This is a genomic window from Brevundimonas sp. AVps4 (genome assembly GCF_058681525.1).
This window is the reverse complement of record NZ_CM178741.1, coordinates 2,827,907-2,850,731: the sequence shown is the minus strand read 5'-3', so window position 1 is coordinate 2,850,731 and position 22,825 is coordinate 2,827,907. Positions and strand designations below refer to the sequence as shown.

General features: G+C 67.6%; 18 protein-coding genes. 12 read left to right on the top strand and 6 right to left on the bottom strand.

Annotation, left to right across the window (positions count from 1 at the left end; genetic code table 11):
- Positions 1 to 6: 6 nt before the first annotated feature.
- The 4 genes from ACW178_RS14170 to ACW178_RS14155 form a co-directional block, all read right to left on the bottom strand.
- Positions 7 to 321 (bottom strand): hypothetical protein, encoded by a 315-nt coding sequence (locus ACW178_RS14170; RefSeq protein WP_054766475.1) that lies wholly within the window; start codon positions 319 to 321, stop codon positions 7 to 9.
- A 137-nt stretch (positions 322 to 458) separates the two neighbouring features.
- Complete coding sequence (gene motA, locus ACW178_RS14165; protein WP_054766474.1) at positions 459 to 1,325, bottom strand: flagellar motor stator protein MotA; 867 nt, start codon at positions 1,323 to 1,325, stop codon at positions 459 to 461.
- Between the two features lie 86 nt (positions 1,326 to 1,411).
- The gene (locus ACW178_RS14160; protein ID WP_054766473.1) at positions 1,412 to 3,211 is read right to left on the bottom strand and encodes a long-chain-acyl-CoA synthetase; all 1,800 of its coding nucleotides are present in this window, start codon (positions 3,209 to 3,211) and stop codon (positions 1,412 to 1,414) included.
- 200 nt (positions 3,212 to 3,411) lie between these two features.
- A complete protein-coding gene (locus tag ACW178_RS14155; RefSeq protein WP_152950834.1) occupies positions 3,412 to 3,963 on the bottom strand; it encodes a lipocalin family protein in 552 nt (183 codons plus the stop codon).
- 168 nt (positions 3,964 to 4,131) lie between these two features.
- Here ACW178_RS14155 and cysD point away from each other — a divergent pair, with 168 nt between their 5' ends.
- The 4 genes from cysD (at position 4,132) to ACW178_RS14135 (ending at position 7,913) form a co-directional block, all read left to right on the top strand.
- Positions 4,132 to 5,091, top strand: a complete 960-nt coding sequence (cysD, locus tag ACW178_RS14150) for a sulfate adenylyltransferase subunit CysD (protein ID WP_194166976.1) — start codon at positions 4,132 to 4,134, stop codon at positions 5,089 to 5,091.
- Positions 5,091 to 7,004: a sulfate adenylyltransferase subunit CysN gene (cysN, locus tag ACW178_RS14145; protein WP_492024682.1), complete on the top strand. Its 1,914-nt coding sequence runs from the start codon at positions 5,091 to 5,093 to the stop codon at positions 7,002 to 7,004. The genes cysD and cysN overlap by 1 nt, the downstream gene beginning before the upstream one ends.
- A 30-nt stretch (positions 7,005 to 7,034) precedes the next feature.
- Entirely contained in the window at positions 7,035 to 7,679 is a 645-nt protein-coding gene (locus tag ACW178_RS14140; protein WP_287104677.1) for a glutathione S-transferase, read from the top strand.
- A gap of 90 nt (positions 7,680 to 7,769) precedes the next feature.
- A complete protein-coding gene (locus tag ACW178_RS14135; RefSeq protein ID WP_156314214.1) occupies positions 7,770 to 7,913 on the top strand; it encodes a hypothetical protein in 144 nt (47 codons plus the stop codon).
- 4 nt (positions 7,914 to 7,917) lie between these two features.
- Here ACW178_RS14135 and ACW178_RS14130 read toward each other — a convergent pair whose 3' ends face one another.
- Both ACW178_RS14130 and ACW178_RS14125 read right to left on the bottom strand, forming a co-directional pair.
- Entirely contained in the window at positions 7,918 to 9,591 is a 1,674-nt protein-coding gene (locus tag ACW178_RS14130) for a lytic transglycosylase domain-containing protein (protein WP_492024681.1), read from the bottom strand.
- Between the two features lie 101 nt (positions 9,592 to 9,692).
- A complete protein-coding gene (locus ACW178_RS14125) occupies positions 9,693 to 10,490 on the bottom strand; it encodes a uracil-DNA glycosylase (protein ID WP_054766468.1) in 798 nt (265 codons plus the stop codon).
- A gap of 196 nt (positions 10,491 to 10,686) precedes the next feature.
- Between ACW178_RS14125 and ACW178_RS14120 the strand changes: the two genes are divergently transcribed.
- From ACW178_RS14120 to ACW178_RS14085, 8 genes are all read left to right on the top strand, one after another.
- On the top strand, positions 10,687 to 12,342 hold the full coding sequence (locus ACW178_RS14120) for an electron transfer flavoprotein-ubiquinone oxidoreductase (RefSeq protein WP_492025059.1): 1,656 nt from the start codon (positions 10,687 to 10,689) through the stop codon (positions 12,340 to 12,342).
- A gap of 43 nt (positions 12,343 to 12,385) precedes the next feature.
- Positions 12,386 to 14,290, top strand: coding sequence for a tetratricopeptide repeat protein (locus ACW178_RS14115; RefSeq protein WP_492024680.1), 1,905 nt, complete (start codon positions 12,386 to 12,388; stop codon positions 14,288 to 14,290).
- Positions 14,291 to 14,513: 223 nt separating this feature from the next.
- Positions 14,514 to 15,398, top strand: a complete 885-nt coding sequence (locus ACW178_RS14110; RefSeq protein WP_492024679.1) for a 4-(cytidine 5'-diphospho)-2-C-methyl-D-erythritol kinase — start codon at positions 14,514 to 14,516, stop codon at positions 15,396 to 15,398.
- A gap of 85 nt (positions 15,399 to 15,483) precedes the next feature.
- Positions 15,484 to 16,377: a glycine--tRNA ligase subunit alpha gene (locus tag ACW178_RS14105; protein ID WP_191554400.1), complete on the top strand. Its 894-nt coding sequence runs from the start codon at positions 15,484 to 15,486 to the stop codon at positions 16,375 to 16,377.
- Positions 16,374 to 16,787, top strand: coding sequence for a hypothetical protein (locus ACW178_RS14100; RefSeq protein WP_152950823.1), 414 nt, complete (start codon positions 16,374 to 16,376; stop codon positions 16,785 to 16,787). Before ACW178_RS14105 ends, ACW178_RS14100 begins: the two co-directional genes overlap by 4 nt.
- Positions 16,787 to 19,249, top strand: a complete 2,463-nt coding sequence (glyS, locus tag ACW178_RS14095; protein ID WP_191554399.1) for a glycine--tRNA ligase subunit beta — start codon at positions 16,787 to 16,789, stop codon at positions 19,247 to 19,249. Before ACW178_RS14100 ends, glyS begins: the two co-directional genes overlap by 1 nt.
- Positions 19,250 to 19,474: 225 nt before the next feature.
- Positions 19,475 to 21,541: a capsule polysaccharide biogenesis protein gene (locus ACW178_RS14090; protein WP_224762166.1), complete on the top strand. Its 2,067-nt coding sequence runs from the start codon at positions 19,475 to 19,477 to the stop codon at positions 21,539 to 21,541.
- 28 nt (positions 21,542 to 21,569) lie between these two features.
- Positions 21,570 to 22,721, top strand: coding sequence for a beta-ketoacyl-ACP synthase III (locus ACW178_RS14085; RefSeq protein WP_191554398.1), 1,152 nt, complete (start codon positions 21,570 to 21,572; stop codon positions 22,719 to 22,721).
- Positions 22,722 to 22,825 lie beyond the last annotated feature (104 nt).

The window sequence follows — 22,825 nt, the reverse complement described above, 5'->3', positions numbered from 1 at the left end:
TGGACCTTAATGGCCGGCGTCGTGACCGGCGTCGTGCGCCGGCTCGGCCGGCTTGGCCGCTTCCGAATGGGCGGCGTCGACGGGCGGAGTTTCGGTCGGCGTCGTGGCCGCGTTCGCGGCGTCGGCGTCTTGGGCCGCCTCATTGGCGGCTGCGGCCGCAGCGGCGGCGGCCTGGTCCGCCGTCAGGGCGGCGTCGGCTGCGGTCCCGGCGGCTTCGACCGCGTCGCTGGCGGCCTCCTCGGCCTTTTCCTCGGGGGCCTTGGAACAGGCGGCGATGGCGAGGGCGGCGGCCGAGGCGGCGATGAGGGCGGTGATGCGCATGACAATCCTCCAGAAGGCGGTTCGCAAGGTCTGAGGCCTTGCCCGAAACGATAGCGCCGCCGCAAAGGCCGGGGCAAGCGGCGATCGCGACGGCGCAGATCAGGACGAAAACACCCCGGCCTGGGGCGTGTTCCGGTTCAGTCGTTCGACACGTTGTTCAGCGTTTCTTCCATCTCGCTGAAGGACGGCTGGAGGGAGGAGGGGATGTCGCCCCGGCCGATCTCGGCCGAGATCTGGGCCGCATTGCCGTGCAGGTGGGCCACCAGGACCGACTGGATGATCTTATAATAGGCCGCTTCTTCGTTGATGATGGCCGTCAGGCGCGCGGCGAACGGACCGACCAGACCATAGGCCAGGAACACGCCCATGAAGGTGCCGACCAGGGCCCCGCCGATCATGGTGCCCAGCACCTCGGGCGGTTCGGTGATCGAACCCATGGTCTTGATGACGCCCAGCACGGCGGCCACGATTCCGAGGGCGGGCAGGCCGTCGGCTAGGTTCTGCAGGGCGTGGGCGTTTTCCAGATGCTCGTGGTGGTGCTTCTCGAGCTGTTTTTCCATCGCGTCTTCGACCTGGTGCGGATCTTCCAGGTTCATCGTCATCATCCGCAGGGTGTCGCAGATGAAGTCGACGGCGAAGTGATCCTTCAGCACCTTGGGGTACTTTTGGAAAATCGTCGATTCCTTGGGCTTTTCGATGTGGCTTTCCAGGGCCACCACGCCCTTGGACTTCATCGTCTTGGTCAGCTGGAACAGCAGGGACAAGAGGTCCTTATAGTCCTGCTTCTTCCATTTCGGTCCGGCGAAGGTCTTGCCCAGGCCGCCCATCGACCCCTTGATCACGGGCAGGGAGTTGGAGATCAGGAAGGCGGCGATGCCGGCCCCCCCGATGGCCATCAGTTCGTGCGGGGCGGCGTGGATGATGACTTCGAACTTGCCGCCGGAGATGGCGTAGCTGCCGAAGACGAGGCCGAACAGCAGCACAATGCCGATGATCTGAAACATGGGGACGCGACATCCTAGACGGAGAGGCGTCGACCATGGCGGTTATTGATTAAGACGGCGTTTCGCCAAACGCCGTCCAGCCGCCGTCAAAGCCGACCTTCACCGTTCAGAATGGCCGTGCGCGCCGCCGCCGTCAGCTTCTGATAGCCGCTCTTGCCGCCGCGCACATACAGGGACGCTCCGACCTTTTCGGGATCGAAACCGTCGGCCACAAGGTCGGACTTGCGATATTTGAAGGTGCCGGTGGTCTCGGCCGCCTCGATCATTCGCAGGAAGACGGGTTGGGCGTAGGCCGGCAGTTTGCCATTGATGTGGTCGGCGAAGGTCTTGGGATCGAACTTGCCTTCGATCACCAGGGCGGCCATCCCCGCCTTGCCTTCCTGGCCGGGCACGGGAATGCCGTAAACGATGGCTTCGGCCACGCCCGGCGCATCCATCAGGACCTGTTCGACCTCGGAGGTCGAGACATTCTCGCCCTTCCAGCGGAAGGTGTCGCCCATCCGATCGACGAAATAGAAATAGCCCTCGGCGTCCTGCCGCATCAGGTCGCCGGTGCGGAACCAGCGATCGCCCTTCTTGAACACGTCGGTCAGGATCTTCTTCTGAGAGGCGGCCTTGTCGGCATAGCCCGAGAAGTCGTGACGGATGTCGTTGCCGATTTCGCCGATCGCTTCGCCGATCTCGCCCACGCGGGCCAGGCGGCACAGGCCGTCGGGCCCCCGGACCGGCTGTTCAGTCTCGACGTCGCACTGAACCAGACGGATGTTGATCTGCTTCTTCAGATAGCTGGGGACGCGGCCGATGGCGCCCTGTTTGCCGTCGAAGTTGAACAGGGAGACATTGCCCTCGGTCGAGCCGTAGAACTCCAGCACCTCGGGAATGTTGAACCGGCTCTGGAACTCAGGCCAGACGTCGCCGCGCATGCCGTTGCCGAAGGCGAAGCGCAGCTTGTGCTTCTTCTCATAGGCCTGGGGCGGACAGTTCACCAGATAGCGGCACAGTTCGCCGATATAGACGAACATGGTGGCGCCCGACGCCACGACGTCCGGCCAGAAGCTGCTGGCTGAAAACTTCTTGCGGATCACCAGGCGCGCGCCGTTCAGCAGGGCCGCGCCCACGCCCACCAGACCGCCGGTCGAATGGTAAAGCGGCAGGACGTTGAAGATGCGGTCCTTTGGGGTCGAACGGGTCGCCCCGGCGAAGGCGCGCATATAGGTGCGGGCGCGCGAATGCGGAATGCGGGCCGCCTTGGGCAGGCCGGTGGTGCCGGAGGTGTAGATGTACAGAGCCGTGTCGCGGTTGGTCAGACCCTCGCGTCCGCTGCGGGCGGGGCGCACCGAAGAGCCGCCGCGCACCGGCTTGTCCAGGCCCCGGCGTTCGCTGTTCTCGTCCTCGTCGTCCAGGCCCAGAACCCACAGCATCAGATTGTGGCCGACCAGGGGGCGGGCGTCCTCGATCTGGCGCCAGCAGTCCTCGTCCGCGACGACCTGGAAGGCATTGGAAATGGTCAGGCAGTGGGCCAGGCCCTGGCCCGTCAGATTGGTGTTGATCAGGGCGGTGGCCACCCCGACCTTCGAAAAGCCGATCCAGGCCGCCAGATATTCGACCCGGTTGGTCATCATCAGGGCGATGGTGTCGCTGCGGCGCAGGCCCCGGCTCTTGGCCCAGTGGGCGAAGCGGTTCGCCATGGCGTCCAGGTCGCGATAGGTCAGGCTGCGGCGCTCGTCCTCGACGGCGATGTTGTCGGCGAACTTGTCGACGGCCTCTTCGAAGTCGTCGCACAGCAGGACGTCGCTATCCAGCTCGATCGGCTTGATGCGCTTGAGCAGACGGAACAGGCCCCGCGCGAACCTCACGTCCCTGCGAATATTCGCTACCAAACCCATGCTCGCCGATTCTCCGGTCTGTGCGTTTCCACCCGTCTTCGTGATGAACGAAGCCGGTCCGTCGGGTCAACCGTGTGGCGGTCAATCACCTGCGAAAGCGCCACGATTGCCGACGGGCGTGTCCCAATTGTTCGCGTGACGTGACGTAAATCTAGACCCAAAAACGCGACAGCGACGTTATGCGTCGCCGACCCTGATCCTCAGCGGGCCGGAAGGGCAGGGTATTCCAGGCGGCTAACGTCATAGCCCAGGGCGCGCGCGCGATCCGTCAGGGCCTTGATCTCGGCCGCGCTCGGCACGTCCCGCGTGTAGATGAAGAGGCGGTGGAAGGTGGGATCGGTGGAGATGAACCAGCTGTAGTCGTCGGCGCGGTCCAGCACCCAAAAGTCCCAGGTGACGAAGCCGTGCAGATAACGCACGCGCAGCTTGGCGTTCGTTCCGGGGTCCAGGATGCGTCCGTCGCCGCTGATCGCCTTCTCCCTGCCCTCCGGCGTGCCGATCTGACAGGTGTCGCGCACCGCGATCCGGTCGCCGCCCAGCGGGCGATAGGCCGAGGCGCCGGCGACGCAGCCGTCGGTCAGCCGGTCCGGCAGGCGCGCGACCTCATGCCAACGCCCGGACCAGAGTCGATCGATTTCGACCGTCTTCAGCGGCTGCGGAGCCCGATATTCGGACGGAGAGGGGGCGGTGACACAGGCGGCCAAGGCGCCGCAAAGACTCAGAGACAGGGCGAGGCGGGCGAGCGTTTTCATGATGGAAATCCCCTTTCGGCCATAAAGCCGCCACATGCGGCTCAGGTTCCGCCCAGGCTTGGCCGTTCGTCCGTCAGGTGCAAATCTCTCGACGGGCGACAGTATCATTCGCTTGCGACCCATTGCATGCTGGGCTTTCACGTCAGGGTTCGATGGAGACCTGACCTGGTGGACGCCGCCATTCTGACTGAACAGCCGACCCCGATCCGACCCTTGGCGATCAGCCCTTCGCGGCTGACCCATCTTCAGCGCCTGGAGGCCGAGAGCATCCATATCATGCGGGAGGTGGCGGCCGAGGCCGAGCGCCCGGTCATGCTGTATTCGATCGGCAAGGATTCGGCGGTGATGCTGCATCTGGCCAGGAAGGCCTTCTATCCGTCCAAACCGCCCTTCCCCCTGCTGCACGTCGACACGACCTGGAAGTTCCGCGCCATGTACGCCATGCGCGAACAGGCCGCCGCAGACCTGGGCGTCGAACTGCTGGTGCACCAGAACCCGGAAGCCCTCGCGCGCGGCATCAATCCGTTCGACCACGGCTCGGCCCTGCACACCGACCTGTGGAAGACCGAGGGACTGAAACAGGCTCTGACCCGGTACGGCTTCGACGCGGCCTTCGGCGGCGCCCGGCGCGACGAGGAGAAGTCGCGGGCCAAGGAGCGGATCTTCTCCTTCCGCACCGCTGAACACCGCTGGGATCCCAAGAACCAGCGGCCCGAGCTCTGGCGGCTTTACAACACCCGCAAACGGCCGGGCGAGAGCATCCGCGTCTTCCCCATCTCCAACTGGACCGAACTGGACGTCTGGCAATACATCCATCTGGAGAACATCCCCATCGTGCCTCTGTACCTCGCCGCTGAACGGCCGGTGGTGGAGCGCGACGGCGCCCTGATCATGGTCGATGACGACCGTTTCCGCCTGCGTCCCGGCGAGACGCCGCAGATGAAGTCCGTCCGTTTCCGCACCCTGGGCTGCTACCCCCTGACCGGGGCGGTCGAGAGCACGGCTGCGACCCTGCCCGAGGTGATTCAGGAAATGCTGCTGACCACCACATCCGAGCGCCAGGGCCGGATGATCGACCACGACCAGTCCGCCTCGATGGAGAAGAAGAAGCAGGAGGGCTATTTCTGATGGCTCACCAGTCCGACCTCATCGCCCGCGACATCGACGCCTATCTGGACGCCCACCAGCACAAGAGCCTGCTGCGCTTCATCACCTGCGGCAGCGTGGACGACGGCAAGTCCACCCTGATCGGCCGGCTGCTCTATGATTCCAAGATGATCTTCGAGGATCAGATGGCGGCGCTGGAGGCGGACAGCCGCCGCGTCGGCACCCAGGGCGGCGACATCGACTTCGCCCTTCTGGTCGACGGCCTGGCCGCCGAGCGCGAGCAGGGCATCACCATCGACGTCGCCTATCGCTTCTTCTCGACCGAAAAGCGCAAATTCATCGTCGCCGATACGCCGGGCCACGAGCAGTACACCCGCAACATGGTCACCGGCGCCTCGACCGCCGACGCGGCCGTCATCCTGATCGACGCCCGGCGCGGCGTCCTGACCCAGACGCGGCGGCACGCCTATCTGGTCAGCCTGCTGGGCATTCGCCATGTCATCCTGGCGGTGAACAAGATGGACCTGATGGGCTGGTCGCAGTCCGTGTTCGACGCCATCGTCGCCGACTTCTCCGCCTTCGCCGACCAGATCGGGCTGAAGCGCTTCGACGCCGTCCCGATGTCCGCCCTGCGCGGCGACAACATCACCGAAGCCAGCAATCATTCGCCCTGGTACGCCGGCCCGCCGCTGATGAGCCTCTTGGAAACGCTGGAGGTCGGGGACGATCTTCAGGCCGACCCCTTCCGCCTGCCGGTGCAATGGGTCAACCGGCCCAATCTCGACTTCCGCGGCTTCTCCGGCCAGATCGCCGCCGGGACCGTGCGTCCGGGCGATCCGGTGCGCGTCCTGCCGTCGGGAAAGACCTCCACCGTCGCCCGCATCGTCACCGCCGACGGCGACCTGGCCCAGGCGGTCGCCGGCCAGTCGATCACCCTGACCCTGGCCGACGAGATCGACGTCTCGCGCGGCGACGTCCTGGCCGGCGCCGACGCCCCGCCGGAGGCCGCCGACCAGTTCGAGGCCACGGTCGTCTGGATGGACGACGAACCCTTGCTGCCGGGGCGGCCTTACTTGCTGAAGATCGGCGCCAAGCTGGTCGGGGCGACCATCACCGAGCCCAAGCACAAGGTGAACGTCAACACCCTGGAGCAGCAGCCGGCCAAACGGCTTGAGCTGAACGAGATCGGCGTCTGCAACCTGTCGCTGGACGCCCCCGTCGCCTTCGCCCCCTACGCTCAGAACAAGGATCTGGGCGGCTTCATCCTGATCGACCGGATTTCGAACCGGACGGTCGGGGCGGGCCTGCTGCACTTCGCCCTGCGTCGCGCCCACAACATCCATTGGCAGGCCCTGTCGGTGGACAAGAGTTCGCGCGCGGCCATCAAGAACCAGAAGGGCAGGGTCATCTGGCTGACCGGCCTGTCCGGCGCCGGCAAGTCGACCATCGCCGACCTGGTCGAGAAGCGGCTGCACGCCGACGGCCGCCACACCTATCTGCTGGACGGCGACAACGTCCGCCACGGTCTGAACCGCGACCTGGGCTTCACGGAGGAGGACCGGGTCGAAAACATCCGCCGCGTCGCCGAGGTGTCGAAACTGATGGTGGACGCCGGCCTGATCGTCCTGGTCAGCTTCATCTCCCCCTTCCGCGCCGAACGCCGCATGGCCCGTGAGTTGCTCGGTCCGGGCGAGTTCGTCGAGGTCTATGTCGACACGCCCCTGGCCGTCGCCGAGCAGCGCGACGTCAAGGGCCTCTACAAGAAGGCCCGCGCCGGCGAACTGAAGAATTTCACCGGCATCGACAGCCCCTATGAAGCGCCCGAGGCGCCCGAGATCGTCGTCGACACCACGACCATGTCGGCCGAAGATGCGGCGGAACGGATCGTGGCCTGGCTGGACGGCCGGTTCTCGACCGAGGACTTCAGCATCTGAGGCGGGACTGCATCGCCGGGAGGAGCCAATATGGAACTGATCATCGGGCCCCGGACCTATTCGACCTGGTCCCTGCGGGGGTGGCTGGTGATGAAGCGCACGGGCGCTGACTTCACCACCGTGGACGTCCGCTATGAGACCCAGGCCCAGAAGGCGGCCCTGCGTCAGATCTCGCCCTCCGGCTTCGTCCCGGTGCTGAAGCACGGCGATACGCTGATCTGGGATACGCTGGCGATCGCGGAATGGGCGGCCGAGACCTATCCCGAGGCGCGGCTGTGGCCTGCGGACCCGACGGCCCGCGCCCTGGCCCGATCGGCGACGGCGGAGATGCATTCCGGTTTTTCGGCCCTGCGGACCTTTTGCGGCACGGGGCCGGACCGGCCCATGGTCGGCGAGGCCCGGTCCGAGACCCCGTCGGACCCGGCCCTGGACCGCGATCTGGCCCGGCTGGTCGATCTGTTTCGCCAGATGCGCGGCCGGTTCGGGCAGGCCGGGCCCTGGCTGTTCGGGGACTGGTCGATCGCCGACGCCTTCTTCACCCCGGTCGCTGCGCGCATTCGGCATTTCCAGATCGACCTGAGCGCCTATGGCGACGACGGCGTCGCCGTCGCCTATGTCGCCGCCTTGCTGGCCCAGCCCGACTTCCGGCAGTGGGAGGCTGAGGCCCTGGCTTAAGGGTTTCGCAACCTTGGCCGCAGACGGGCCGTTAAGATGACGTCGTTATCTTGACCGGCGTGGGACCGCCCGTTCCACCCGGAGGACGAGATGCCGCTTCACACCCCTGCGCCGACCAAGGCCGCCGTTCAGGTCAAGGCCTCGTCCGAAGGCCTCAGTCCGCTAGCCGGCTACGGCCTGGCGGCCCTGGTGGGAGCGGCCTTCTGGGCTCTTCTGCTGGCGGCGGTGTTCTGAAAACCTATCGGGCGCCGGCGATCGGGCTGGCCTGGGCCACCATCAGGGGCTGTTCCGTCGGCGGCGTATAGTCCAGGGCCAAGGGCACGAGCCGGGCGCCCGAAGCGACCGCATCCAGGGTCTTCAGCGGGCCGCCGAACAGACGCTGATAGATCCAATAGGCGGCGACGACCTTTTCCACATATTCGCGGGCCTGGGGCACGTCGATCGTCTCGATCAGCAGCAGGGGATCGGCGTCCGGCCCCAGCTTTCTCAGGGCCGCCAGCATGGGGCCAGGCCCGGCGTTGTAGGACGCCACCGCGCGCAACAGATCGCCTTGGAAGGCCGGCAGGTTCAGCATCCGGCTGACATAGGCCTGACCCAGCCGCATATTGGTCGCCGGAACCAGAAGCTTGGTCGGGTCGGTTACGAAGGTGCGGTCTCCCGTCATCTCCGCCGCCGTCGTCGGCATGACCTGCATCAGCCCATAGGCGCCGGCGCCGGACCGGGCGTCAGGATTGAAGTCGGTCTCCTTGCGCGCCAGGGCGTAGACCAGGGCCTTTTCGATGACGAAGCCGCCCTCCGGCTCCAGCACCGGCATGGGGAAGCGGGTCGCGTCGATCCGAGCCACGTCGCCGCCGCTGCTGGGCATCATCACCCGCGCCAGGGCCATCCACATCCGCGCGGCGTCGCCCACGGCGGTGCGAAGCCCGGCGCGCAGCTCATTCTCGCCCTCGGTGCGACGGCCGACCTCGTAATAGGCGACGGTGCGCCGGGCGCGGGCGTCGCTCTGGACGAAGGCGTTCAGCTCATCGGCCCCGACGCGGCCGTCCTGGGGCACATAGACGGCGCGCTGCAGCCGGGGTTGGGCCTCATAGGGGCGGGGGCCCAGGTTTTCGATCGCCGGTTCTTCGCCCAGCTGACGCAGGGCGATCTGGCCGTAAAAGGTCGCCGGCCACTGTCCGGCCAGACGCAGATAGTCGTTGACCCGGTCCTGGCGGCCGGACTGGGAGGCCGCACGGGCGGTCCAATAGGCGGCGCCGGCGCGGACCCACGGGTCTTCGGTCGGATCGTTGGCGACGCGCTCGAAGGCGGCGAAGGCCTGATGGAACTGACCCAGCCGCCATTCGGCCAGGCCGACCGTCCACCAGTCGCCGATCTCGCGGCCGACGGCCGAGGCGCCGGTCAGGTCGTCGTTGTTGTATGCGACGCGCGCCGCCTTCATCGGATCGACGGCCGGTCCGCCCGAGACGGCGGCGACGACGCTGTTCCAGGTCCGTCCCAGAAGACCGCCCGGCTTGACCGGTTCCGGCGCCCCGTCGGGCCGACGCCGCATCGCCAGGGCGTAAACCCGGTCCGCACAGGGCAGGTCTGAATAGGATTCAAGCCAGGCCGTCAGCTCTTCATAGGTGGCGACATGGTCCGGGTGGAACAGGCTTTCGAACTCGACCTGACCCAGCAGGACGCGGTCCTGAGCCTGACGCGCCGACAGGCGGGCCGCCTCGATGTCGCCGCGCCGCAGGGCGTCGAAGGCGGTGGTGTAGGACAGGCGATCCGATGAACTCAGGGCCGTGGGGCGGACGGAACCGGAACTGACGTCAGCCATTCCCTCTGCAGGCGCCTCGGCCTGCACCGCGCCGGCGAAGGCGAGCGAAAGCACCAGAGTCGGGGCGATCAGCGCCCGGCGGAACATCAACATACGCGGCGGCCCCGTTGGCGTCGCCCTGCCCGTTCTCGTCAGGCGGGGATCGTGTGGCGTTGGTCGTCAAACGATCAGCATGCCTTAAAGCGGCGGTAACCTCAACCTGCGCCGTCCAGCCGAGCCGAAAGCGCCAACAGATCGCCCCAGACCAGCCGCTTGGCCTGGGGTTGGCGCAGCAGGAAGGCGGGGTGCAGGGTCGGCACGACAGGCGCGGACACGGCGCCCTCGTTCAGACGCCATTCCCGCCACTGGCCCCGGATCTTCATGATGCCCTCCTCGGTCTGAAGCACCGACTTGGCCGAGGCCGCCCCCAGCAGCAATACCGCCTTGGGCTGGAGCAGAGCAAAGGCGCGCTCGACGAAGGGGGCGCAGACGGCCTGCTCCTGCGGGGTTGGGGTGCGGTTGCCCGGCGGGCGCCAGAAGACGGTGTTGGTGATGAAGACCTTGCCGGTCAGTCCGGCCGCCGCCAGCATTCGATCCAGCAGCTTGCCCGCCTTGCCGACGAAGGGCTGGCCCATCCGGTCCTCTTCGGCGCCGGGGCCTTCGCCGATGATCAGCACCGGCGCGTTCGGGTCGCCACGGCCGAAGACCGACTGGGTCGCCCCCATGGCGCGCAGGGGACAGCCTTCGAACGCCGCCACCGCCGCCGCCAGATCCTGGAGCGTGGCGGCCCCCGCCGCCAAATGTCGTGCCTGGGCGATCGCATCGGCTGCGCCGGGTCCGGCAAGGGGCGCGGCCACCGAGGCTGTGGCCTTCTGCACCGCCTTCAGGGCGGGCGGCGGGGCCAGATGGGTGTGATCGACCGGCGCCTCGCCGTAGCAGGCGTCCACCCCCGCATCCCGCCAGAAGGCGAGCAGGCTTTCGATTGCAGCGATCTCGTGGGGTTGCGCGTTCATGTCTCACCACACCGATAAGCCTTGACCGCCCTCGCGTCACCTTCCGATAAGCGGCATAACCACACGAACAAGCAGGATTTCAGGGGAAGACATGGCCGAAGAAGCCATCGAGGGCGGCGCGGAAAACGCCCGCCAGGAAGCCATCATCGACAATCTGCCGCCGCTGGAGGCTCTTCAGGGCGTCGAGCGCGAGGTTATGGAGTATGACGTCGTCATCGTCGGCGGCGGCCCCGCCGGTCTGTCGGCGGCCATCCGTCTGAAACAGCGGGCGGAAAAGGACGGCAAGGAAATCAGCGTCGCCGTGCTGGAAAAGGGCGCCGAGGTCGGTGGCCACATCCTGTCGGGCGCGGTCATCGACCCCAAGGCGCTGAACGAACTCTTCCCCGACTGGAAGGCGCGCGGCGCGCCGCTGGAAACCCCGGTCACCCAGGACCGTTTCCTGCTGCTGGGTCCGCAAGGGTCTGCCGCCCTGCCGATGGGGCTGATGCCCCCCTTCATGCACAATGACGGCTGCTACATCGCCTCCCTGGGCAATGTGGCGCGCTGGCTGGGCGAACAGGCCGAGGCCCTGGGGGTCGAGGTCTACCCCGGCATGGCCGCCAGCCACGTGGTCTGGGAAGAAGAGACGGGTCGGGTCAAGGGCGTCGTCGCTGGCGTCTTCGGCATCGACCGCGAAGGCAAGCCGACTGGCGACTTCCAGCCGGGCATCGAACTGCACGGCAAATATGTCTTCATCGCCGAGGGCGTGCGCGGCTCCCTGGCCAAGACCATCATCGCCCGCCACAAGCTCCAGGACGGCAGGTCGCCTCAGAAATACGGCATCGGCCTGAAGGAGCTGTGGCAGGTGCCGGCGGATAAGCACCAGCCCGGCCTGGCCCAGCACACCACCGGCTGGCCGCTGGACGAGCACACCGGCGGCGGCAGCTTCCTGTACCATTTCGGCGACCGCTATGTGGCGATCGGCTATGTCGTCCACCTGAACTACAAGAACCCGCATCTGTCGCCGTTCGACGAGTTCCAGCGCTTCAAGCACCACCCGGCCATCGCCTCGCACCTGGAAGGCGGCACGCGCATCTCCTACGGCGCACGGGCCATCACCGAGGGCGGTCTTCAGTCCATTCCGAAGCTCAGCTTCCCCGGCGGCGTCCTGATCGGCTGCTCGGCCGGCTTTGTGAACGTGCCCCGGATCAAGGGCAGCCATAACGCCATGAAGACCGGCATGCTGGCCGCCGATGCCGCCTATGACGCGGTTCAGGCCGGACGCGGCGGCGACGAACTGGTCGAGTATGAGGCCGCCTTCAAGAAGAGCTGGGTCTATAAGGAGCTGTCGGTCGTCCGAAACGCCAAGCCTCTGCTGTCCAAGTTCGGCACCACCCTGGGCGGGGCGCTGGGCATGTTCGACATGTGGTGCCGCACCCTGCTGGGCGGCTGGTCGCCGATCCCGACCCTGCAACACGGCAAGACCGACGCCGCCTCGACCGAGCCGGCGGCCAAGCACAAGCCGATCGCCTATCCCAAGCCGGACGGCAAACTGTCCTTCGACAAGCTGTCGTCGGTCTTCATCTCCAACACCAACCATGCGGAAGAGCAGCCGGCCCACCTGAAGCTGCTGGACCCGTCCAAGCCGATCCAGGTCAACCTGCCCAAATACGGCGAACCGGCCCGGCTTTACTGCCCGGCGGGCGTGTATGAGGTCGTCTATGCGGACGAGGTCGCCAAGACCGACCCCCGTTTCGTCATCAACGCCCAGAACTGCGTCCACTGCAAAACCTGCGACATCAAGGATCCGTCGCAGAACATCGTCTGGACCACGCCCGAGGGCGGCGGCGGGCCGAACTATCCGAACATGTGACGGGGCTCTTGCGGGGGCGGTGGAAAGCGTGAAGGGTCGGCGCATGATCGCCTCCCGTTCGCGCCTGTTCGCCGCCTCCCTGACCGTCCTCGCCCTGGCCATGGCCCAGGGGGCCGTCGCGCAGGAGACAAGACCGGCGTCGCCGTCCGTCAATCCGTCCCAGGACCATCCGCCCGCCATAATCCTCGAGCCGGGTCAGACGCCTGAAGCCGCGCCCGCAGAAGACGAACCCGAGGACGGCGCGCCCCAGGAAATGACGCCCGGCGGCGATCCGGCGATCGACGTCGCGGGCGATGACGAACCGGCCGAACCGCCCATCCCTGAGGTCTGGTCGCCGATCCCGACCGACGCCCAGGGCCGCAGCGCCTATGGGCTTTATCTCGCCGGCAAACTGGCCCTGATGACGGGGGAGGGCGAACGGGGCGCCGATCTTCTGGCCCAGGCCCAGGCCCTGACGCCGGAACAGCCGCGCCTGCGCGAACAGGCCTTCACCTCGGCCCTGCTCAGCGGCGATCTGGACGTGGCGGCGCGGCTGGCGCCGACCGCCGACGCCTCGCCGGCCTTCACCGAGGGCGGGCGTCTGATCGCAGCGGTCCAGACCTTCGTGCACGGCGACGCCCGCGCCGCTGACGCCGCATTGGCCGCCCGACCCATCGCCGCGCCGCACGCCCGCGCCGGGCTGATGGTCGCGCCCTGGATCGCGGGGGCGGCCGGCGACTGGACCCGCGCCCTGGCCGCGCCTCCGGCCCAGGGCGATCCCGTCACCCTGGCCTTTGCGCGTCAGAACCGCGCCCTTCTCTTGGAAAAGCGTCGCAAATACGCTGAGGCGGAGGCCGAGCTGAAGGCCCTGTCCGATCTGCCGACCCTGGGCGCCCTGTTCCACCGGCCCTATGGCGAGTTTCTGGAGCGGCGCGGCAAGCGGGATCAGGCCCTGGCCGTCTATCAGGCGGCGATGCAGGGACAGACCGATCTGGCGACCGCCCGCGCCCTGGCGCGCCTCCAGGCCGGCGATCCGCCTCCGCCCGCTCCGAACTTCCGCCAGGGCGCGGCCCAGGCCCTGGCCACGGCCGCCGCCCAGGCCGTGGCCGAACGCGGCAATGAGTTTGCGGTGGTCTATCTGCGCCTTGCGCTGAACCTGCACGAGGACGCGGCGACCCAGATTCAGCTGGCCCAGGTGCTGGACCGGGTGGGGCTGAAGGCGGCCGCCCGCACCGCCCTGTCGCGCGTCGGGCCGGAGGACCCGGTTCTCTACGCCAGCGCCCGCGCCCAGCTGGCGATCAATCTGGAGGAGGACGGCCAGTCCGAGGCCGCCCTGACCGAACTGCGCGCCGCCGCCGCCGCCCAGCCGGACGATCCGCGCATCGCCCTGGTCCTGGCGGGCCAGCTGATCCAGGCGCAACAGTTCGAGGCGGCCCTGACCCTGTTGAACGGTCCCTTGCTGAACACGGCGGACCAGGGCGCCCACATCCACTTCCTGCGCGGCGCGGCGCTGGAATCGCTGGACCGCATCCCCGAGGCCGAGGCCGAACTGTGGGCCGCGCATCAGGCAGACCCGAACAACGCCGACGTGCTGAACTATCTCGGCTATCTGTGGGTGGATCGGGGCCTGCGTGTCGATCAGGGCGCCGGCCTGTTGGCCCAGGCCCACGCCGCTGCGCCCGACAACGGCAATATTCAGGACTCCCTGGGCTGGGCCCAGTTCAAGCAGGGCTATTACGACACCGCCGTCGTCACCCTGGAGCAGGCGGTCGAGAAGGAACCGGCCAACGCCGAAATCAACGACCACCTGGGCGACGCCTATTGGAAGGTGGGACGTCGGCGCGAGGCGGTCTGGCTGTGGAACCGCGTCCTGAGCCTGGACCCGGAGCCCGAACGCAAGGTCGAGGTCGAACGCAAGATCGCCAACGGCCTGGACGACGCCGGCCCCGCGACCGGCGTGCCGCAATAGGGGGCGCGCCACCGCACGCTCAGCCCCCGCGCTGCCACACCCACGCCCGTCATCCTCGCCCTTGTGGCGAGGATCCAGACTCCCGGTGTGTCCGCAGACGTGCGCCCGCTCGAACACCGGGAGTCTGGATCCTAGGGACAAGCGCTAGGATGACGACCGGGAAGGGAGAGGGGCGCCGTATTCCCCGTTCCGACCCAGCCCCCAAGTCGCTAAGACCTACTCCATGCCACCACTCACGGCCCTGGCCCCGGCCAAGATCAATCTGTTCCTGCACGTCGGCCCGGTGGACGCCGACGGCTATCATCCCCTGTCCAGTCTGGTCGCCTTCGCCGAGGTCGGGGACCGGGTGACGGTCGAGCCCGCCGACCGCCTGTCGCTGAGCGTGAGTGGCCCGTTCGGCGCGGGTCTGGCGGCCGAGCCCGACAATCTGATCCTGCGCGCCCTTCGCGCCCTGGGCCAGGCGACCGGAACCGGCGAGCCGCCGCTGAGGGTGACGCTGGACAAGCGCCTGCCCATCGCCGCCGGCCTGGGCGGGGGGTCTTCCGACGCCGGCGCCGCCCTGAAACTGGCGCGTCAGGCCCTGGGGCTGGACATAGACGATGTGGAACTGGAGGCCGTGGCGGGGGTCATAGGCGCCGACGGCCCCATGTGCCTGCGCATGCGCACCGCCTGGGCCGAGGGGCGAGGCGAGCGGCTGACCGACGAGCCGCGCCTGCCGCCGCTCCACGCCGTCCTGTTCAATCCGGGCGTCCCTTCGCCCACCGGCGCCGTCTACCGGGCCTATGACGCCGGTCCGCCGCGCGCCGCTGCCCACGCCCTTGCCTGGCCCGCGCCGCCCGCCGACTGGAGCCCGGCGGTCGTGATCGACTGGCTGGCGGGTCTTCGCAACGATCTTCAGCCGCCCGCGGAGGCCCTGACCCCGACCATAGCCGGCGCCGTTTCGGCCGTGGCGACGACGCCCGGCGTGGCCCTGGCGCGGATGTCCGGCTCGGGCGCCACCGTCTTCGGCCTGTGCCGGTCCAGCCAGGACGCCGCCGCCGCCGCAGTCGCTCTGTCGGCCGCCCATCCGGCCGCCTGGGTCGCCCCGACCCGCCTCGGCGCGGCCTGAGCCATAAATCCCCCGCGCGTGTTGAAGCGCGCGGCGCCGGGCCCTATGGTCCGCCGTCCTTTTTCCAGCCCCTCCCGAGCCCGATTTGACCACCTCGACCGAGCCGCTCGCCTTCCAGGACCTGATCCTGACCCTGCATCGCTATTGGGGCGAGCAGGGCTGCGCCATTCTCCAGCCCTATGACATCGAAGTCGGGGCCGGCACGCTCCACCCCGCCACCGTCCTGCGCGCGCTCGGCGCCAAGCCGTGGAAGGCCGCCTATGTCCAGCCCAGCCGCCGCCCCGGCGACGGCCGCTACGGCGAAAACCCGAACCGCCTCCAGCACTATTACCAATACCAGGTCATTCTGAAGCCGAACCCGGACAATCTTCAGGAGCTCTATCTCGGCTCGCTGGCGGCGATCGGGATTGATCCGAAACTGCACGACATCCGCTTCGTCGAGGACGACTGGGAGAACCCGACGGTCGGCGCCTGGGGCCTGGGCTGGGAGGTCTGGTGCGACGGGATGGAGGTGACGCAGTTCACCTATTTCCAGGGCGTCGGCGGCATAGAGGTCGATGTGGTCTCGGGCGAACTGACCTATGGGCTGGAGCGTCTGGCCATGTATGTCCAGGGTGTGGACAACGTCTATGACCTCAAGTTCACCAAGGAGGGGCTGACCTATGGCGAGGTCTTCCTGGAGAACGAGCGCCAGCAGTCGGAGGCCAACTTCCACGGCTATGACGTCGACGGTCTGAAACGCCGGTTTGAGGACATGGTGTCGGAAGTTCAGCGCCTGCTGGACATGCGCGGCCCGCAAGACCAGCCCCTGGTCCTGCCGGCCTACGACCAGGTGCTGAAGGCCAGCCACCTCTTCAACCTGATGGACGCCCGCGGCGCCATCGCCGTCGCCGAGCGCCAGAGCTACATCGGCCGCATCCGCGAACTCTGCAAAGCCTGCGCGACGGCCTATGTAGAGCGGGAACGGGCCGAGGCATGAGAGATGATACCGTCATCTCTCTGGCTGACCGCCGCCCAAAGCTGATCAAGCCGGTCGGCGGTGGAGCGATCGTAGCCAACGAAGCGCTGTATGTCCCGATGACCAAGGTCGCGTCGCAGGAAGTGCAATGGGCGTTTCAGACGACCTTTGAACTGGACGGCGAAAAGGACTGCCCCTTGCAGGGTTCGTTTCTCGCGGTTCCGCTAGAAGACGACGAGCCCCTTGGTCATGTGTTTGAACACGAACATGGCGTCAGTGCTCAGTTCGTGGTCGGCCAGCAGTTCGCAGATATAATCAGCGGCGCGGCGCTCAGCCCTGTGCCCTTTGAAATTTTGGTCGGTTTCCATGCCGACGAGACAGGTGTGGTGCGCGACCTCAACCTGTCGATCCAACGCAGACAAGCTGACTGATGCCCCAACTCCTCCTCGAAATCTTCTCCGAAGAAATCCCCGCCCGGATGCAGCAGGGCGCCGCGCGCGACCTGGAGCGTATGGTCTCCGACCGGCTGAAGGCCGCCGGCCTGACCTGGGAGGCCCTGACGACCTACGCCGGCCCGCGCCGTCTGACCCTGGTGATCGACGGCCTGCCCGCCGCCACGCCCGACCGCGAGGAAGAGGTGAAGGGGCCCAAGGCCTCGGCGCCGGAACAGGCGCTGGAGGGCTTCCTGCGCAAGACCGGCCTGACCCGCGATCAACTGACCGAGCGCGACGGCGTCCTCTACGCCGTTCTGTCGTCCAAGGGCCGGGCCACGACCGATCTGGTCGCCGAGACGGTGGACCAGGTCATCCGCGCCTTTCCCTGGCCCAAGTCGATGCGCTGGGGCTCGGGAACCCTGCGCTGGGTCCGTCCGATCAAACGCATCCTGTGCCTGTTCGACGGCAAGGTGGTCCCGTTCGAGATCGACGGAATCCCGTCCGATGCGATCACAGAGGGGCACCGTTTCCTCGGCTCGGGCCAACTGTTGAAGGTCAGCGACTTCGTCGACTACCGCACCCAGCTGGAGCGGGAGTTCGTCCTGCTGGACGTGGCCGACCGCAAGCTGCGCATTCTGGAAGAGGCCAAGGCCGCCTGCGCCGCGCGCGGCCTGGTGCTGGTCGACGACGACGGCCTGCTGGACGAGGTGGCGGGCCTGGCCGAATGGCCGACCCCGATCCTGGGCGACATGGACCCGCAGTTCCTGGCCCTGCCGCCCGAGGTCGTGCGTCTGTCGATGAAGGTGCACCAGAAGTATTTCGCCGTCCGCAGCTCTACCCCCTCTGGGGTGAGCACCAGCGAAGCGGGGGAGGGGGGCGCGCCCCAACTGGCCCCCAACTTCCTGGTCGTCGCCAATGTCGAGGCGACCGACGGCGGCAAGGCCCTGGCCGCCGGCAACAGCCGCGTCCTGTCCGCCCGCCTGAACGACGCCCGCTTCTTCTGGGATGAGGACCAGAAGGTCGGCTTCGACGCCTGGAACGAAAAGCTGAAGGGCGTCACCTTCCACGCCAAACTGGGCACATTGGCCGAGCGGGTCGACCGCATCGCGGCGCTCGCCCGCGAGATCGCCCCCCTGGTCGGCGCCGACGCGGACGAGGCCGAGATGGCCGCCCGCCTGTGCAAGGCCGATCTGGCCAGCGGCATGGTCGGCGAATTCCCGGAACTGCAGGGGATCATGGGCGGCTATTACGCGCGTCTGCTGAGCGCGCCCCCCTCGTCCGCTTCGCGGCCACTCCCCCCTGAGGGGGGAGATCGCACGGATCAATCCTCCCCCCTTGGGGGAGGGGGACCGCGGAGCGGTGGAGGGGGCTGGACGCCTCAAGTGCGCGACCGCATCGCCGACGCCATCCGCGACCACTACAAACCCCAAGGCCCCGCCGACACCGTCCCGACCGCGCCCGTCACGGTCGCCGTCGCTCTGGCCGACAAGCTGGACACCCTGGTCGGCTTCTTCGCCATCGACGAAAAGCCCACGGGGTCGAAGGATCCGTTCGCGCTGCGGCGTGCAACGCTTGGGTTCACGCGGCTCGTTCTTGAAACGGGTTCGAGGTTATCGCTGGATCATTTTGTTTGGCGAGCTGCCGCAAATTTGATCAGCCAAATGGCTGAAAAACCCGTCTTCCTAGCGACTGAAAAACTTTCAGCGGAGCGAACGCAAGAGCTACGAGATGAAGCTCTTACGCGAGGCTACGGCTTTGCCAATGAACTGGCTGGCAGTGAGGCGGTTAAGTCAGTTTGCTTCGATTTGGACAACTGGCGACAAGGTCGCGCAAGCGTCTGGCTCACGGTCGATCCCTTGCCCATTGGGAAAGAGTGGCTCGTCACAGATATTGAGCAGCAATTCGAGGTATCTTTCTCTCGCTGGCAAGCGCTGACGGGGTCATTGCTGCCCTTCTTCGCCGACCGCCTGACCGTCCTCCTCCGCGACCAAGGCCAGCGCCACGACCTCGTCGCCGCCGTCTTCGCCCTGGGCGACGACGACCTCGTCCGCATCGTGCGCCGGGTCGAAGCCCTGGCCGCCTTCCTCGCCACCGACGACGGGGCCAATCTGCTGGCCGGCTACAAGCGGGCCTCCAACATCCTGCGCGCCGAGGAGAAGAAGGGACCGGTTCCGACCGGCATGGTCCAGACCGGCCTGCCGAACCAGCCCGAGGCCGAGACCACCCTGGCCTTCGCCGTCAACGCCGCCCGCACCGCCGTCGAGACCGCCCTGGAGACCGAGGATTTCGCCGCCGCCATGACCGCCCTGGCGGCCCTGCGCGCCCCGGTGGACCGGTTCTTCGAGGACGTGCTGGTCAACTCCGACGTGGCTGAGGAACGCGACAATCGGCTGAAGCTGCTGGGTCAGGTGCGGGACGTGATGGGCCGGGTGGCGGACTTCGGTCAGATCGCGGGGTAGGCGCTCAAGACCCTCTCCCGCTTGCGGGAGAGGTGGCCCGGCGTCCGCGCAGCGGACCAGGGTCGGAGAGGGGAGTCTTGTTTCAACAAGAAGACTTCCCCCATCGTCAGGCGTGTCGCTGCGCGCCACGGCCTGACACTTCCCCGCAAGCGGGGGAAGATCAGCACACTCTAGCCCGACGCCCCCAACCGCCCTAAACCTCGCGCTCAATCCGTCGGACCCGCCTTGACCCCAGTTTCGGACATCGCCGCAAAAACCCCCGCCTGGGTCTGCGCGCCCGGCGTGCTGAAGGTCCCCTTCCTCGATGTCTTCCTGAACGACTACGACCTGCGTCGCCTGCCGGGCGCCGAGGTTCAGGCCGTGCTGGGCTGGGGCATGAAGCCGACGGCCGCCGCCGGTCGCCGCTGGGCGGAAGCCAACGCCCGCCCCTATGTCGCGCTGGAAGACGGCTTCCTGCGTTCGGTCGGCCTGGGGGAGGCGGGGGCGGCCAGCCTCAGCCTGATCGTCGATGATCTGGGCGTCTATTATGACGCCACCCGGCCGAGCCGCCTCGAACATCTGATCCAGACCGCCGACGCCTGGTGCGACGCCGCCCTGACCGCCCGCGCCCGCGCCCTGATCGACCGCATCGTCGCCTCGGGCGTGTCCAAGACCAATATGGGCGGGCCGCTGGAGCCCGGCCTGCTGCGGCCCGGCCGCCGCGTCCTGATCGTGGACCAGACCTTCGGCGACGCCTCCATCGGCTATGGGCTGGCGACGCAAGACAGTTTCGACGCCATGGTCGCCGCCGCCCGGCGCGACGAGCCCGAGGCCCAGCTGATCGTCAAACGCCACCCGGCGGTGGCGGCGGGCCGGAAGCGGGGGTGCGTCACCGATCTGTCCGGCGTCACCCTGGTGGACGCCGACGTGCGGCCCGCCGACCTGCTGGCGGCGGTGGACGCCGTCTATTGCGTCACGTCTGCGCTCGGATTCGAGGCCCTGTTGCGCGGCCTGCCGGTGCGCTGTTTCGGGGCGCCCTTCTATTCCGGCTGGGGCCTGACGACCGACGCCGTGGACACCGGCCGCCGGGGTGTAGGGCGCAGTCTGGAACAGGTCGCCGCCGCCGCCCTGATCGCCTACAGCCGCTATGTCGATCCCGTCACCGGCGAACGGTGCGAAGCTGAACAGGCGCTGGAGCGGCTGATTTGCCTGCGTGATCGGGCCGACCGGCTGGCGGGCGCCTGGTCCGCCGTCGGCTTCGCCCCGGCCAAACGCCCGCCGGTGCGCCGCCTGCTGAACTCGCCCAAGGCGCGGATGCGCTATTTCATGTCGCCGTCGCGGGCCGCCGCCCATGCCGCCGCGACCAATGGTCGGCTGATCTGGTGGGCGGGCAAGGAGAGCGAGGCCGTGCGCCGGGCCGCCGCAACCTTTGACGGCCCGACCGTTCGCATGGAGGACGGCTTCATCCGTTCGCGCGGCCTGGGGTCCGATTTCGTCGGCGCCCTGTCGGTCGCCCTGGACGACCAGGGGGTCTATTACGACCCGTCGCGCCCGTCGCGGCTGGAAACCCTGATCGAGACGACCGCCGCCACGCCGGAGCAGCTGGCCCGCGCCGCTGCGCTTCGGACCCGCATCGTCGAGGCCGGCCTGTCGAAATATAATCTGAAGGGCCAGGCGCCGGCGGACTGGCCCAAAGACAGGAGTGGCGATCGCGAAGTGCTGCTGGTCGTCGGCCAGGTGGAGAACGACAAGTCGATCCTGCTGGGCTGCGAACCGGACCTGAACACCAACTCCGCCCTGGTCGAGGCGGCGCGGGCCGATCACCCGGACGCCTTTCTGGTCTATCGCAACCACCCCGACGTTCTGGCGGGGAACCGGCCCGGACGGCTGGACGCCTCGGCCCTGTCCGCCGTCGACGCCGTGGCGGACGGGCTGGACATCATCGACTGCCTGAACGCCTGCCGCCGGGTCGCGACCCTGACCTCCCTGACCGGATTCGAGGCTCTGATGCGGGGTCGGGCGGTGTCGGTCTATGGCCGGCCCTTCTACGCCGGCTGGGGCCTGACCGACGACCGGCTGGGCTTCGACCGCCGCACCCGGCGCGCCACAGTCGATCATCTGATCCTGGCCGCCCTGATCCACTATCCGATCTATGTCACGCCTCAGGGCTGGCCCTGCGAGGCCGAGGATCTGGTCCAAGCCCTGATCGCGGCCCGCGATCTGCCGCCGCCGCCGGCGCCGCGTGGCCAGGTTCAGCGCTGGGCCGCCGGGATCATCGCCTCTCTCGACCGCAGGCCGCCGCCGTCCTATTGAAGGCGTTCGCAAAGGAAACTGTCTACCCGTGCAACACGCCGTCATCGCCGCAACCGGCCTCTTCACCCCCGAACAATCGGTCTCCAACGCCGAACTGGTCGACAGCTACAACGCCTGGGCCGACGGCTGGAACGCCCGTCACGCAGATCGGATCGAGGCGGGGGAACTGGAGGCCAAGCCCCATTCCTCGCCCGAGTTCATCGAAAAGGCCTCGGGCATCAAGCAGCGGTTCGTGATGGACAAGGCCGGGGTGATCGACCCCGCCCGCATGGCGCCCAACCTGCCCGAACGCAGCAATGAGGAGCTGTCGATCCTGGCCGAGATGGCGGTCAAGGCCGCCCGTCAGGCGATCGAGGCCTGGGGCAAGCCGGTCAGCGAGATCGGCGCGGTGCTCTGCGCCGCTTCCAACATGCAACGCCCCTATCCGGCCATGGCCATCGAGGTGCAGCAGGCCCTGGGGATCGAGGGCTTCGCCTTCGACATGAATGTGGCCTGCTCCTCGGCCACCTTCGGCATCAAGACGGCGGCCGACTTCATCGCCGGCGGCTCGGTCAAGGCCGTGCTGATGGTCAATCCGGAGATCTGCTCGGCCCACCTGAACTTCACCGACCGCGACAGCCATTTCATCTTCGGCGATGTGGCGACCGCCGTGATCGTGGAATCCTCGGACACCGCCGGGCCCGGCGGCTGGGACGTGCTGGGCACGCGGCTGAAGACGGTTTTCTCGAACAATATCCGCAACAATTTCGGCTTCCTGAATCGCAACGCGCGCGACACCGACCATCTGGATTCGCCGGTCGCCGACGACAGCGTCCAGAACGACAAGCTGTTCATCCAGCAGGGTCGCAAGGTCTTCCGCGACGTGGTGCCGATGGTTTCGGACATGATTGTCGACCACGCCGGCGAACTGGGCCTGGATCCGCAGGAATTGAGGCGGCTGTGGCTGCACCAGGCCAACATCAACATGAACCAGCTGATCGGCAAGAAGGTGCTGGGTCGCGAACCGTCGTCGGAAGAGAACGTCATCATCCTGGACGACTACGCCAACACCTCCTCGGCCGGCTCGATCATCGCCTTCCACCTGCACAACGACGGCTTCGTCCCCGGTGAGACCGGTCTGATCTGCAGCTTCGGCGCAGGGTACTCGGCCGGGACCGTGTTCGTGCGCAAGCGTGGCTAGGGTGACGAAACCAAAAGTTTCGACCGGCGTTACGGCAGGTTAATCCCGATCTGCGACGATAATTTCTGAGGCCACGCTTGAATCCGGCGGCGGATTTTGCGAGG

What these genes read in the sequence shown, in the direction of transcription:
- ACW178_RS14170 (WP_054766475.1), bottom strand. Translation starts at nt 321, where the DNA reads ATGCGCATCACCGCCCTCATCGCCGCCTCGGCCGCCGCCCTCGCCATC.
- motA (WP_054766474.1), bottom strand. Translation starts at nt 1,325, where the DNA reads ATGTTTCAGATCATCGGCATTGTGCTGCTGTTCGGCCTCGTCTTCGGC.
- ACW178_RS14160 (WP_054766473.1), bottom strand. Translation starts at nt 3,211, where the DNA reads ATGGGTTTGGTAGCGAATATTCGCAGGGACGTGAGGTTCGCGCGGGGC.
- ACW178_RS14155 (WP_152950834.1), bottom strand. Translation starts at nt 3,963, where the DNA reads ATGAAAACGCTCGCCCGCCTCGCCCTGTCTCTGAGTCTTTGCGGCGCC.
- cysN (WP_492024682.1), top strand. Translation starts at nt 5,091, where the DNA reads ATGGCTCACCAGTCCGACCTCATCGCCCGCGACATCGACGCCTATCTG.
- ACW178_RS14140 (WP_287104677.1), top strand. Translation starts at nt 7,035, where the DNA reads ATGGAACTGATCATCGGGCCCCGGACCTATTCGACCTGGTCCCTGCGG.
- ACW178_RS14135 (WP_156314214.1), top strand. Translation starts at nt 7,770, where the DNA reads ATGCCGCTTCACACCCCTGCGCCGACCAAGGCCGCCGTTCAGGTCAAG.
- ACW178_RS14130 (WP_492024681.1), bottom strand. Translation starts at nt 9,591, where the DNA reads ATGTTGATGTTCCGCCGGGCGCTGATCGCCCCGACTCTGGTGCTTTCG.
- ACW178_RS14125 (WP_054766468.1), bottom strand. Translation starts at nt 10,490, where the DNA reads ATGAACGCGCAACCCCACGAGATCGCTGCAATCGAAAGCCTGCTCGCC.
- ACW178_RS14120 (WP_492025059.1), top strand. Translation starts at nt 10,687, where the DNA reads ATGGAGTATGACGTCGTCATCGTCGGCGGCGGCCCCGCCGGTCTGTCG.
- ACW178_RS14115 (WP_492024680.1), top strand. Translation starts at nt 12,386, where the DNA reads ATGATCGCCTCCCGTTCGCGCCTGTTCGCCGCCTCCCTGACCGTCCTC.
- ACW178_RS14110 (WP_492024679.1), top strand. Translation starts at nt 14,514, where the DNA reads ATGCCACCACTCACGGCCCTGGCCCCGGCCAAGATCAATCTGTTCCTG.
- ACW178_RS14100 (WP_152950823.1), top strand. Translation starts at nt 16,374, where the DNA reads ATGAGAGATGATACCGTCATCTCTCTGGCTGACCGCCGCCCAAAGCTG.
- glyS (WP_191554399.1), top strand. Translation starts at nt 16,787, where the DNA reads ATGCCCCAACTCCTCCTCGAAATCTTCTCCGAAGAAATCCCCGCCCGG.